At 70.5% G+C, this 12,339-nt stretch carries 13 protein-coding genes; 6 read left to right on the top strand and 7 right to left on the bottom strand.

Features of this window, described 5'->3' with window-relative positions; translation table 11 throughout:
* Positions 1-36 precede the first annotated feature (36 nt).
* On the bottom strand, positions 37-1,650 hold the full coding sequence (locus LPC10_RS11685) for a DUF2336 domain-containing protein (RefSeq protein WP_231346815.1): 1,614 nt from the start codon (positions 1,648-1,650) through the stop codon (positions 37-39).
* Complete coding sequence (locus tag LPC10_RS11690) at positions 1,647-2,759, bottom strand: transglycosylase SLT domain-containing protein (RefSeq protein ID WP_231346816.1); 1,113 nt, start codon at positions 2,757-2,759, stop codon at positions 1,647-1,649. The genes LPC10_RS11685 and LPC10_RS11690 overlap by 4 nt, the downstream gene beginning before the upstream one ends.
* Before the next feature lie 177 nt (positions 2,760-2,936).
* Between LPC10_RS11690 and LPC10_RS11695 the strand changes: the two genes are divergently transcribed.
* Positions 2,937-3,575: an aldolase gene (locus LPC10_RS11695; RefSeq protein WP_231346817.1), complete on the top strand. Its 639-nt coding sequence runs from the start codon at positions 2,937-2,939 to the stop codon at positions 3,573-3,575.
* A gap of 37 nt (positions 3,576-3,612) precedes the next feature.
* Positions 3,613-4,200, top strand: coding sequence for a glutathione S-transferase family protein (locus LPC10_RS11700; RefSeq protein ID WP_231346818.1), 588 nt, complete (start codon positions 3,613-3,615; stop codon positions 4,198-4,200).
* Positions 4,201-4,367: 167 nt separating this feature from the next.
* On the opposite strand, the gene LPC10_RS11705 is transcribed toward LPC10_RS11700, so the two are convergent.
* The gene (locus LPC10_RS11705) at positions 4,368-4,649 is read right to left on the bottom strand and encodes a hypothetical protein (RefSeq protein ID WP_108940216.1); all 282 of its coding nucleotides are present in this window, start codon (positions 4,647-4,649) and stop codon (positions 4,368-4,370) included.
* Positions 4,650-4,925: 276 nt separating this feature from the next.
* On the opposite strand from LPC10_RS11705, the gene LPC10_RS11710 reads away from it, so the two are divergent.
* Positions 4,926-5,694 (top strand): IS5 family transposase gene (locus tag LPC10_RS11710; protein ID WP_231346938.1). Its coding sequence is split into 2 segments (ribosomal slippage): positions 4,926-5,222 and positions 5,224-5,694, totalling 768 coding nucleotides; the frame shifts between segments, so codons are not numbered across the junction.
* Positions 5,695-5,698: 4 nt separating this feature from the next.
* Here LPC10_RS11710 and LPC10_RS11715 read toward each other — a convergent pair.
* Both LPC10_RS11715 and LPC10_RS11720 read right to left on the bottom strand, forming a co-directional pair.
* Complete coding sequence (locus tag LPC10_RS11715) at positions 5,699-6,307, bottom strand: flavin reductase family protein (protein WP_231346819.1); 609 nt, start codon at positions 6,305-6,307, stop codon at positions 5,699-5,701.
* 10 nt (positions 6,308-6,317) lie between these two features.
* On the bottom strand, positions 6,318-6,905 hold the full coding sequence (locus LPC10_RS11720; RefSeq protein WP_231346820.1) for a nitroreductase: 588 nt from the start codon (positions 6,903-6,905) through the stop codon (positions 6,318-6,320).
* 147 nt (positions 6,906-7,052) lie between these two features.
* On the opposite strand from LPC10_RS11720, the gene LPC10_RS11725 reads away from it, so the two are divergent.
* Both LPC10_RS11725 and LPC10_RS11730 read left to right on the top strand, forming a co-directional pair.
* The gene (locus LPC10_RS11725; protein ID WP_231346821.1) at positions 7,053-7,973 is read left to right on the top strand and encodes a hypothetical protein; all 921 of its coding nucleotides are present in this window, start codon (positions 7,053-7,055) and stop codon (positions 7,971-7,973) included.
* Between the two features lie 6 nt (positions 7,974-7,979).
* On the top strand, positions 7,980-8,372 hold the full coding sequence (locus tag LPC10_RS11730; RefSeq protein WP_231346822.1) for a hypothetical protein: 393 nt from the start codon (positions 7,980-7,982) through the stop codon (positions 8,370-8,372).
* 6 nt (positions 8,373-8,378) lie between these two features.
* Here the strand turns inward: LPC10_RS11730 and LPC10_RS25550 are convergent, their stop codons facing one another.
* Positions 8,379-8,510, bottom strand: a complete 132-nt coding sequence (locus LPC10_RS25550; protein ID WP_255700750.1) for a hypothetical protein — start codon at positions 8,508-8,510, stop codon at positions 8,379-8,381.
* A gap of 125 nt (positions 8,511-8,635) precedes the next feature.
* Between LPC10_RS25550 and LPC10_RS11735 the strand changes: the two genes are divergently transcribed.
* A complete protein-coding gene (locus LPC10_RS11735) occupies positions 8,636-10,030 on the top strand; it encodes a PLP-dependent aminotransferase family protein (RefSeq protein ID WP_231346823.1) in 1,395 nt (464 codons plus the stop codon).
* A 109-nt stretch (positions 10,031-10,139) separates the two neighbouring features.
* On the opposite strand, the gene thrS is transcribed toward LPC10_RS11735, so the two are convergent.
* Complete coding sequence (gene thrS / locus LPC10_RS11740; protein ID WP_231346824.1) at positions 10,140-12,167, bottom strand: threonine--tRNA ligase; 2,028 nt, start codon at positions 12,165-12,167, stop codon at positions 10,140-10,142.
* Between the last annotated feature and the right edge of the window lie 172 nt (positions 12,168-12,339).

Consider the following 12,339-nt stretch of genomic DNA (forward strand, 5'->3'; position numbering starts at 1 on the left):
GGGCTTGGACGGAGAGGCCTCATCTGAGCCCCGGCCTCACGCCGCGAGGCGCTGGCGCTCGCGATCCGCGCGGTAGCTGAGGATCAGATCCTCGGGGATCATCCCGGCGGCCACCGCCACGGCGATCGCGCGCGGCCGTGGGGTTCGCTTCGGTTCGACGACGATCTCGGGAATGATCGCGGCCTGGGACTCCGGCGCGGGGCCTGAGAGCTGCCCCGCCGCCGCGGCCCGGTCTGCCAGGAAATGCGCCATGATCTCGTCGGCGAGGCCGGCCAGCACGGTCTCGGCCGTGTCCGGCCCGATCTCGTCCGCCGATTCCATCACCGCCGCGCCGATGCGCTCCTCCGGCCGGGGCGCCAGCGGCCACGCGGCGGCGGCGTCGGGCAGAACCGGTTCCGAGGCGGCGGGGCCTGCGGAGAGGATGAGGATGTCCGACGGCGCTTCCGAGACGAACCCGTCCACGGCCTCCGGCGCCGTCAGGAGAATGGGCGCCTCGGCCGCTTCCCGCGCCTGGGCCTCGGCCTGCTCGTGCGCCAGGATGCGGGCCTCGTCGCGAGCCGCCTCGGCCTCGAAGCGGGCGAGCAGCGCCATCAGGCCGCGGGCCTCGGCGAAGGGCAGGGTCTCGCAGGCGGTCAGCGCCGCCTCGATCATCGAGCGGGCGAGCCGCGGTCCGTCCACGCCGTTGCGGCCGCCATTGGCGTCGCGCCAGACGGTCAGCCCCGCCCGGATCGACGGCAGCAGAAGGGCGGGCAGGCCGGCGCGGCGGTGAAGGGCAGCGAAGCCCGCGCCGTGCGGCTCCAGCATCAGCCCGGCGACGCGGGCGCGGCTGAGACCGCTCAGCTCGGCTAGCGTGATCTCGGCAAAGGGCAGGCGCAGGGAAAGGATCGCCCGCAGGATCAGTCCGGCGGTGAGCTGCTCCTGCACCCGCAGATGCGCCACGAGCCGCACGAGCTGCGCTTCGTCGGCCTCGTCGCTGAGCGCGAGGGCGGCGGCGTCGCGGGCCTCGCGCGCGGCGCGGTCGCCGCGCTCGGAACTGATCCAGCCGGCATCCTGGCCGAAACGCGAGAGCTGCTCGGCCATCAGGGCGACGATGGCGTGGCGCACCTCGATGGCGAGGTCGGTGCGGGTCAGCAGGGCCTGGCGCAGCTCCGCGTCGTCGCCGTGCCGCTCGACCATCCGCATCAGGGCAGCGGTGCCGATCGCCGCGAGCGGGTTGCGCGCGAGCGCGATCAGCGAGGGGGCGCCGCCCACCTCCGCCAGCGCCGCGGCGACCGGCTTCGACAGATCGGACCGCCCGGCCACCGCCGCACGGGTCTCCTCGCAGCCCATGGCGACGCAATCGACGAGATCGGCATCCATCAGCACGGGGGAGCGCGCCAGGACGAGGCAGGCGATGTCCGGCTGGTCGGAGGCCAGCGCCACGATCAGCGGGCGCGGCGCCTGTTCGGATTCGGCGCAGGCCTGCGCCAGCGCCCGGCGTACCGCCGCGGCCGGATCGTCGAGCAGCGCGAGCAGCGCCGTCTTGGCCTCCCAGGCCGCCTCCGGCCCCAGGGTGCCCTGGAGATAGCTGCGCGTCAGGGTGCCTGCGGCCTCGGCGCGGCGCTCGGGCGTGGCGTTCTGGGTGAGGGCGAGGAATTGGCGGAGGATCATGAGCCGCTCCTGAGCCGCAAGGCGGAGGGGTCGAACAGGGAATTTTTCGAAGCCGTGGCGCTCGGCCGGTCCGGCATCGGCCCAGCCATCAGGGTGGCGGCCGGCTCCGAGGCCGTTGCGGTCGGCGCGGCCAGTCCGGCCGGCCGGCGCGGCGGTAGCGGCACGAGGATCGGTTCCGAGACGGAGGTGGCGTCCGCCACGCTCGCGGGCGCCGTCGCGGCGGGCGGCGTGGCCGTGCCGTCCGCCTCGCCCGCTCCGTCGGAGCGCGGGAAATAGGTCGGGGCCGTACGGGCGGCGGTGCTCGCGGCGCGGTTCTGCCAGAGCTTGGCCACGCCTTCCGAGATCGCGCCCTGGCGCCGGTCGGTCTGGAACAGCGAGCGCAGGCCGCCCTCCAGCGAGGCATAGGCCGTCGGCACGCTGGTCTCGGCCGCGGCGGTCGCGACCGGGGTCGCCACGCCCGAGGTCGTCTGGCTCAGGAGGCCGTAGAGTTCGGACGCGCTGCGCGGCCGACCGGCCCGGTCGTAGAACAGGCTGCGGTTGGCGGCGGCCGCCTCCGGCAGGTCGAGGGCGGCGGGGCGCGACGGGTTCGCCTGCGCCGAGGCGATCAGCGCGCTCGCCCCCTTCGCGCCGAGGACGTGGGCCGCGTAGAGGTCGCCGGCCGTCGGCTCGCGCCCGAGAGCCGCGCTCAGCGCCTCGCCGTTACGCTGCGTCAGCGCGCCGGCCATCGCCGCCGAGACCTTCGGATCGCGGCGCAGGTCGAGGATCGCCTGCCGTGCCGCCGGGTCCGCCACGGTGTAGCGGCCATCCGCGCCCGCGGTGATCGCGTCGGCGTAGGACGAGAGACCGAGCTTGGCCCCGGCATTCTTCATCACGCCGAGCCAAGTCTGCTCGATGAACTGGAACAGGCCCGTCGCCGTCGAAGTGCTCGCCTTGGCCGAGGGGTTGAGGCTCGATTCGCGCTGCGCCGTGGCGAGCAGGTAGTCGAAGCCGACGCCGCTCGTCTGCGCGCCCTCGCGGATCGCCTCGACGACCTCGCCGTTCGCCGCGGCGGTCCGCGCCGGAGCGGCGGTCTCGCGGTTGCCGATGGGAGCATTGGTGAACAGGAACATGACGTGTCCCGCCGGGACCGTCATTCGGCCCCGCGAAGCCCGACATTCCTGCGCATATGGTAAAAGAAGCTTGAACGATCCTGCCTCCGGCCCGCCGCATGCGCGAAAAGCTTAAGCTTTTCGCCCGCTTGCGGAGGGCGCAGCCCGTCGAGCCCGCTGCGATCCATTGAAACCCGCATGAGACCCGTCCCGGATCATTCCGAGCCTGACACCGCGCGCGGCGCCGTCATCGACCCGGCCGCTGTCGAAGCGGCGCTGGCGGCTGGGGCAGATGCCCTAGTGTTCGAGACGCCACCGCCGCCGGGCGTGATCGCGGATCTGCGAACACATCGGCCCGGCCTGACGATCTACGCCGCCCTCGACACGCCCGACGACCCGAGCCTTGAAGACCTGATGGCGCAGCGGCCGGACGGTATGCTGCTGCGCGATGCCCGCGCCGGCCGCGACGTGGCCGCCCTCGGCGCCCGGCTCGCCGTCTGCGAGGCACTGGTTGGCGTCCGCGATGGTGCGACGGCGATTCTCGCTGCCATCGGCCATCCCCTCGGCGTGCTCGAGGCCCGCAGCTTCGCCGGGGCAAGCCCCCGGCTCGCCGGCCTTTCCCTCGACAAGACGGCGCTCGCCGCGAGCCTGCGGGCGGCGGGCGCGCTTGCCCAGGCGCACGGCCTCATCCAACTCGCGGCGGCAGCGGCGGGCGTGGCCGTCTTCGAAGCGCTGACACTCGGCGAGGAACGCTTACCCGAGGGGCTTGCGACAGCCACGCCGTATGGCTTCAGGTGGGTCGTGTCGCGGCCCCCAGCGCCCGACGGCACCGGGTGAGGCGGCCTCGCCCGCGAGCGGGACAGGAGAGGTTGGCATGCTCACCGTCTACGGCGACCGCAAGTCGGGCAATTGCCTGAAGGTGGCCTGGGTCGCCGCCCATCTCGGGATCGATCTCGATTGGCGCGAAATCGACATCCTGAAGGGCGCGACCCGCACGCCCGACTTCCTCGCCCTCAACCCGGACGGGCGCGTGCCGACCCTGGTGCTGGAGGACGGGCGCAGCCTCGCCGAGTCGAACGCGATCATCGGCTACCTCGCCCGCGATTCCGGGCTGATCCCGGCGGATGCCTTCGCACAGGCGAAGATGTGGCAATGGCTGTTCTGGGAGCAGTATAGCCACGAGCCCTACATCGCCGTGCGCCGGTTCCAACTCCTCTATCTCGGCCGCACGGAGGCAGAACTCGATCCGAAGCTGTTCGAGCGGGGTCACGCCGCACTCGCCCTGATGGAGGGCGCATTGGTGGACGGGCCGTTCCTCGTCGGCAACGATCTCAGCCTCGCCGACGTGGCGCTCGTGGCCTATACCCGCCTCGCGCACGAGGGCGGCTTCAACCTCGCGCCCTATCCGGCCTTGCGGGACTGGATCAGCCGCGTCGAAGCCGAACTCGGCATCACCGGTTAGAGGCGCCACTGCATCGGCTCGCCAGCCCTGCCTGTCCGCAACGCCCAGCGGACCCGCCTCACGGCCGATGACTTCGAGCGACCCGTGGAACGTCCCGCGCTCGGCACGGACCACCGAGTGGCGGATCCGTACAAGACGGGGCGCCGATCGGCGCCCCGGTTCCCGTGTCAGTATCGGTAGTCCCGGCGCGGATAGGCCTGTCCTGCGCCATAGCCGGCCCCGCGGGGCTGGACACGGGAGCCGTAGTCGATTTCGCGTCGTGCACGGCGGTTGGCCAGGGCCCGTCCGGCCAGACAGCCGGCCACGGCACCGACCACGCCGCGCTCAGCCAGATAATGGCCGGCGACGCCGCCGATGATCGCGCCCTTGATGCAGCCTTTGGCCTCCGCGGTCCCGACGCCGAGCAGCGTCATCACCGTCAGCATCGATGCCGTCGCAAGAACTCGCATGCCGTTCCTCCCACCTCGTGGCGTGAGAAACGGCGCTGTGCCCGCTCGCGTTCCGCGCCGCCGCGGAGCCGCGCAGGGCCATCTCGGGTGAAGTCGAAACTGTCCGCTCGACGAACCGGCATCCACTTCGTCGGAAAGCGCTTTAGAACCTATCTCGCTAGGCGCTGAGGCTCGGCGCCCTAGTTTGTCGGGATGACCGAGCCTCGCAAGCGCCGCCCGAGCAAGCCGTCAGTTCTGGACGACGGCTATCGCCTGCCCGACGATCTGTGGGCGCGGATGGAGCGCTTGCTGCCTCCACGTCCGCCTCATCCTCTGGGCTGTCACAACCCGCGGACGCCCGATCGCAAGGCGATGGACGCGATCCTGTTCGTGCTGCGCACCGGATGCCAGTGGAACGCCCTGACCGCCACCGGGATCTGCACCTCTTCCTCGGCCCATCGCCGGTTCCAGGAGTGGACGCAGGCCGGGGTGTTCGAGGCGTTCTGGCGGGAGGGCCTGCTGGCCTACGACGATCTGGTCGGGATCGACTGGACGTGGTTGTCGCTGGATGCAGCCATGGGCAAGGCGCCCCTGGGTGGGGGAAAAAACCGGCCCCAACCCGACCGACCGCGGCAAGCGCGGGGTCAAGCGCTCGGTGCTCACTGACGGACGCGGCGTCCCGATCAGCGTCGTCATCGCGGGCGCCAACGTCAACGACCATCTTCTCATGGGTGAGACCTTGGACGCCGTACCCGTCGCCCGGCCCAAACCGACCAGACGCTCGCCCCTGCACCTGTGCCTCGACAAGGGATACGACTACGCCACCTCCCGGACCTTGGTCGAGGAGCGCGGCTTCACCCTCCACCTGCGCCGCCGAGGCGAGGAGATCCACGCCAAACGCCACCGCGGGGCCAAGGCGCGCAGATGGGTCGTCGAGCGCGCCCACGCTTGGCTCAACCGCTTCCGTGGCATCCTCATCCGCTGGCCCAAAAAGCCCCGGAACTACCGAGCCCTCGTCCACTTCGCCTGCGGGATCATCGCCGCTCAACAAACCCTACCGGAATAGGTTCTTAGCCGCCACCCTTCGGTCGCCGCAGCTCGAACCGGTTCTCAGACTCGGTGGTGAAGTAGTCGAAATAGCCGCCGCGCAGGATTGGGCGCATGGCACCGGTATCGACCCGGCCGTCCTTCACGAAGCGGTCGTCCACGTACATCGAGACCACCTGCCCGATCACCATGAAATTCGCCGGTTCACCGCCGCCGAGCGGCACCAGCGGCACGGTCTGAAGCCACTTGCACTCAATCGCCGCGGGCGATTCCGCGACGCGGGGCGGCCGCACGCGGCGCGACGGCGCGGGGGTCAACCCGGCAAAGCCGAACTCGCTCTCGCCCCGTGCCAGCGGCGCCGAGGTGGCGTTGACCGCCTCGCGCAGGTCGAAGGTGGCAAGGCTGCACACGAACTCGCCGCCCTCTTCCGCGAAGGTCATCGCGTCCTTGCGGCCCGAGGAGGAGAACATCACCATGTCGGGCTCGCCGCCGACCGCGTTGAAGAACGAGTAGGGCGCGAGGTTCACCCGGCCCGCCCGGTCCATGGCGCTGATCCAGCCGATCGGGCGCGGGGCGACGATGGCCTTGAGCGGATTGTGCGGCAGGCTGGGATTGTCGGCCTCGTAATGCATGAAGCGTCTCTCAGAGCCGGGTGACGATCTGGCTCAGATCCGGCCGCGGCCGGTCGGAGGGCACCTCCCGCGCCCGGCCGATATGGATGAAGCCGGCGATGCGCTCGGCCGGGTCGAGGCCGAGCGCGTCGAGCACCCGGCGGTCATAGGCGAACCACTCGGTGAGCCAGGAAGTGGCGTAGCCCGCGGCGTTGGCGGCGACCATGAGGTTCATGCAGACGGCGCCGGCCGAGAGCACCTGCTCCCATTCGGGGATTTTCACGTGCGGCGCCGCCTGGGACACGACGCCCACCACGACCGGCGCGTGGGCGAGGCGCTGCCGCTCCTGGGCGCGCCGCTTCTCGTCGGCTTGGGGGAAGTCGGCGAGAAAGGCCTGCTCGATGATGGCGCCGATGCGCTCGCGCGCCTCGCCCTCGATCACGAGGAAGCGCCAGGGGCTGAGCTTCCCGTGGTCGGGCACCCGCGCCGCGATCGCGAGCCAGCCGTCGAGTTCCTCGGGCATGGGGCCGGGCCCGTCGAGCAGCATCGGCGGCACCGAGCGGCGGGTTCGCAGCAGATCGAGGGTGATGCCGTCGGCGGTGTCTCGAATCTCGGTCATGGACAATCCGCGTGCTGGGGCTGAAGGATGGATGACGCTCGCACCACGACCGCCATGCCGCCGCCACGGTCGGGTTTCAAGAGCGCGAAGATGCCGAACTGGTGCTTGAGATGGCCTCCGGCGGGGCGAGCGGAAGGATCGGGGACGATGAGACGCGGGTCCGCAGGCTGCACGATCATCGCCTCGGCCGTCTCCCTGGCTGCCCTCCTCACGGCCGCGCCGGCCGCCGCGCAGGCGCCGTCGCCGTTCGGGCCGGGCCTGCCCTCGCCGGGCGTGACCGGGCCGATGCTGCCCCCGCCCGCGGCCGAGGGCGAGGCGGACCTCACGCTCTCGGCGGTCTTCGTCGGCGCGAACGGGCCGATCCGCTCTGGCCTGACCTGGCGCGTCTACGGCGAGAACGGGGATGGCGCCCGCCCGGCCATCGTCGCCCGCTCGAACGAGCCCGCCCCGACCTTCAAGCTCGCGGCCGGCGCCTACGTCGCCACCGTCACCTACGGCTATGCCAGCGCCTCGAAGCGGATCACCATGGCGGGCACCGCCAACACGGATCAGCTCCGCGTCGCGGCGGGCGCGCTCAAGCTGTCGGGCGCGGTCGGCGACCAGAAGATTCCGGGCAATCAGCTCGGCTTCTCGGTCTACGTGCCGATCGGGACGAATTCGGAAGGACGCCTCGTGCGCAGCGGCATCAAGGCCGGCGAGATCGTCCGCCTGCCCGAGGGCACCTATCACGTCGTGTCGAGCTACGGCGATTCGAACGCGATCCAGCGTGCCGATCTCCGGGTCGAGAACGGCAAGGTCACCGACGCGACCATGAACCACCGCGCCGCCACCGTGACCCTGAAGCTCGTGGCCGCTCCCGGCTCCGAGGCGTTCGCCGGCACCGCCTTCAGCGTGCTGACGCCCGGTGGCGACACGATCCGCGAGGCGATCGGGGCCTTCCCTTCTGTGACGCTGGCGGAGGGCGACTACGTGCTGATCGCCCGGCATGACGGGCAGGTCTTCACCCGCGAGTTCAAGGTCGAGAGCGGGATGGACCGCGACATCGAAGTCGTCGCCAAAGGAAGCTGAAGCCCGATGCGTCTGCGCACGACCGCCCTGGCGGCCCTCCTGATCCTGTCCGGCCTTCGCGGGGCGGAGGCGCAGACCGTCGTGGACGGCTCGGAGGCCGGCGTCGGAGCGGAGGCGGCGCACACCGCGCTGAGCCTGATCGAGCAGCAGATGCGCGATCCTGAGGCTCGGGTCGCCGACCTGCGGATCGGCCGGGCCGGGGCGCTCTGCGGCACGGTCGATGTGAGGAACCGCATGGGCGCCTATACCGGCCCCCGCCCGTTCGTCGCCGATCTCTCCGAGAAATTTCTCGGACGCCTGCCCGAGGGGCCGGAACTGCGCAGCCCCGGCTCCATGGTGGCGTTCCAGGCCATGGAGCGGGCGCGGTCGCTGTTCGAGGCGAACTGCACCGCCGGTTGAGTCGGCTCAGGCGAACGGCACGATCAGCGGCAGGGCCAGGAGAGCGCCGAGGGTCAAAACGAGGAGGTCGCGCAGGCGCCGGCCGAGCCAGGCACCGGTGCCGGGCTGGCGCGAATGGGTGTCTTCTGAAAGCGTCATGGTCAGTCTCCCGTCTCTCGGTGGCTCCGATATGAGGGGATCGCCGCTTCTCCGACAGGGACGGTTGCAGTACGATTCCGAGGAACTGTCCGGGGCATGCGCCGGTACAGTTCGGAGGAACAGTCATGACGGTCACGGTCGAGGAGCCGGTCCTCTCACGGGTCGAGACGGTGATGCGTGCCATCGAGGCGCGGATCGAGGGCCGGGCGCTTGGCCCCGGCGCCCGGCTGCCCTCGGTGCGAGGGCTGGCCGAGAGCATGCAGGTCTCCAAATCGACCGTCGTCGAGGCCTATGACCGGCTGGCGGCGCGCGGCGCCATCGTCTCCCGCCCTGGCTCCGGTTTCTTCGTCTCCGCTCGGCCGGAGCCGCTCTGCCTTACCGCCATCGGGCCGCGGCTCGACCGGGCGGTCGATCCGGTCTGGATCACCCGGCAGTCGCTGGAGGCGCGGCCGGACTCATTGAGGCCCGGCTGCGGCTGGCTCCCGCCGGACTGGCTGCCTGAGGCGGAGCTGCGCCGGGCGCTGCGCCAAGTCGCGCGGCAGAGCGCGGCGGTGATGTTCTACGACACGCCGCAGGGCCATGCGCCGCTCCGTCAGCAACTGGCGCTCCGTCTGACCGAGCGTGGCATCCGCGCCCATCCCGACCAGCTCGTGCTGACCGATTCGGTTACCCACGCCCTCGATCTCATCATCCGCTTCCTCGCTGAGCCCGGCGACACGGTGCTGCTCGACGATCCCTGCTACTTCTCGTTCCAGGCGCTCGCCCGTGCCCACCGCTTGCAGATGGTCGGCGTGCCGTTCGGGCCCGAGGGGCCGGATCTCGCGGCGTTCGAGCGGGCGCTGATCGAGCACAAGCCCCGCTTCTACATCACCAATTCCGGCCTCCAGAACCCGACCGGCGCCACCTTGAGCCCGGTCGCCGTCCACCGCATCCTGCGGCTCGCCGAGATGCACGGCACGCTCATCGTCGAGGACGACGCCTACGCCGATTTCGAGGCCGAGCCGGGCCCCAGGCTGGCCGGCTTCGACGGGCTCGACCGGGTGATCCATGTCGGCGGCTTCTCGAAGACGATCTCGACCGGCGCCCGCGTTGGCGCGATCGCGATCCGCGACGACTGGGTCGAACGCCTCGTCGATCTCAAGCTCGCGGTCTCGCTCAGCGACAACCATCTCACCGCGGCCACCGTCCACCGCTTCCTCGCCGAGGGCAGCTACCGCCACCACGTCGATGCCATGCGCACCCGGCTGGCGGAGGCCCGCGGCACGGTGGTGCGGCGGCTCGCCGAGGTCGGCGTCGCGGTGCCGTTCGTGCCGAGCGCGGGGATGTTCCTCTGGGGCCGCCTGCCGGACGGCCTCGACGCGACCAACGTCTCCCGCCGGGCGCTCGCCCGCGGCGTGGTGCTGGCGCCGGGCAACGTGTTCTCGCTGAGCCAGGGCGCTGCCGACGCCATGCGCTTCAACGTGGCGCAATGCGCCGACCCGCGGGTGTTTTCGGAGCTCGCGCGGGCGATGGAGGGGTGAGGCGCGAAGGCCCCGCCCCTCGTTCGTCTTAAGAGTGCCCCACAAAACTCCCGGTCTCTGACCGTCGTCACTCTGGCAATGACGGCGCAGCGGAAGTTTTGTGAGACACTTACGGTGCGGGAACCTCGACGTGCTGGCCGTCGAGCACCGCATCCGTGCTCGGCAGGCTGTCGGCGGCGGCTTCGGCCCGGCGGCGATCCGGGGAGGTCGCCTCCTCGATGAAGGCCGCAAGCGCCGCGTCGAGGGTCAGCGTGGTGGTCTTCTGGCTGCCCAGCCGGCGCACCGAGACCGTGCGCTCCTCCGCCTCGCGGCGGCCGAGCGCCAGCAGTACCGGCACCTTGGCCAGCGAGTGCTCACGGACCTTGTAGTTGATTTTCTCGTTTCTTAGGTCGGCTTCCACACGCAGGCCCGCGCGCTCCAGCACGCGGACCACTTCGCGGGCGTAGGCGTCGGCATCGCTGGTGATCGTCGCCACCACCACCTGCACCGGCGCGAGCCAGAGCGGGAAGTGCCCCGCAAAATGCTCGATCAGGATGCCGGTGAAGCGCTCCATCGAGCCGCAAATGGCACGGTGGATCATCACCGGCGGCTTCTTCTGGCTGTCGGCGTCGATGTAGCTCGCGTCGAACCGCTCCGGCAGGTTGAAGTCGACCTGCGTCGTGCCGCATTGCCAGTCGCGGCCGATGGCGTCGCGCAGCACATACTCGAATTTCGGCCCGTAGAACGCGCCCTCGCCGGGATTGACCGCGGTCTTGATCCGGCCGCCGGACTGCTCCTCGATCTCTCCCAGCACCCGCGTCATCACCGCTTCGGCGTGGTCCCACAGCGCGTCCGAGCCGACGCGCTTCTCGGGGCGCGTCGAGAGCTTCACCAGGATCTGGTCGAAGCCGAAATCGGCGTAGGTCGAGAGGATCAGGTCGTTGATCTTCAGGCACTCGGCGGCGAGCTGGTCCTCGGTGCAGAAGATGTGTGCGTCGTCCTGGGTGAAGCCGCGCACGCGCATCAGGCCGTGCATGGCGCCCGACGGCTCGTAGCGGTGAACCACGCCGAACTCGGCCATGCGCAGCGGCAGGTCGCGGTAGGATTTCAGGCCATGCTTGAAGATCTGCACGTGGCCGGGGCAGTTCATCGGCTTGAGGGCAAACCAGCGCTTGTCCTCGGCCTCCTCGCCGGCGGATTGGGCCGCGAACATGTTCTCGCGGTACCAGCCCCAGTGGCCGGAGGTCTCCCACAGCGATTTGTCGAGGATCTGCGGGGCGTTCACCTCGGCGTAGTCGCCCTTCAGGCGGCGGCGCATGTAGGCGATCAGCTCTTGGAAGATGGTCCAGCCCTTGGCGTGCCAGAACACGACGCCCGGCCCTTCCTCCTGGAAGTGGAACAGGTCCATTTCCTTGCCGAGCCTGCGGTGGTCGCGGCGCTCGGCCTCCTCCAGCCGGTGCAGGTAGGCGTCGAGGTCGCCTTGAGAGGCCCAGGCGGTGCCGTAGATGCGCGTCAGCATCGGGTTGTTGGAATCACCCCGCCAATAGGCGCCCGCGACCTTCATCAGCTTGAAGGCCGCGCCGACCTTGCCCGTCGAAGTCATGTGCGGGCCGCGGCAGAGGTCGAACCAGTCGCCCTGGCGGTAGATCTTCAGATCCTCGCCCGGCGGAATCGCATCGACCAGCTCGACCTTGTAGCTCTCGCCCTTGTCGGCGAAGAGTTTTTTCACGTCGTCACGGGTCCAGACCTCTTTGGTGAAGGGCGCATCGCGCGAAATGATCTCGCGCATCTTCGCCTCGATCTTCGGGAAGTCCTCGGGCGTGAAGGGCTCATCCTTGGCGAAGTCGTAGTAGAAGCCGTTCTCGATGACGGGGCCGATCGTCACCTGCGTGCCGGGCCACAGCGCCTGCACGGCTTCCGCCAGCACGTGCGCGCAATCGTGGCGGATCAGTTCGAGCGCCCGCGGGTCGTCGCGCGAGAGGAACTCGATCGCGGCATCCGCCTCGATCGTGTCGTCGAGGTCGCGCACCGTGCCGTCGAGCGCCATGGCAACCGTGCGCTTGGCGAGCGACTTGGCGATGCCCTCCACCACGGTCCGGCCGGTCACCGCGGCGTCGTACGCGCGGGTGTTGCCGTCGGGGAAGGTCAGGATGGGCATGATGGGACCGTGATTTTGCGAAGCGTGCCCCGCGGTGGGGACGGCGGGTTTTCGGAAGGCGGACGCGGTAAGTCAATGCTGACTCACGACGCCGAGAGACAACCGAAGCCCACAGAGCCTGTTTGACGGAGCCGTTCGGCATCCACGACGGTCCTCATGCTGAGGAGCGGGG

The organism is Methylorubrum sp. B1-46, assembly GCF_021117295.1.
Lineage (GTDB): Bacteria > Pseudomonadota > Alphaproteobacteria > Rhizobiales > Beijerinckiaceae > Methylobacterium.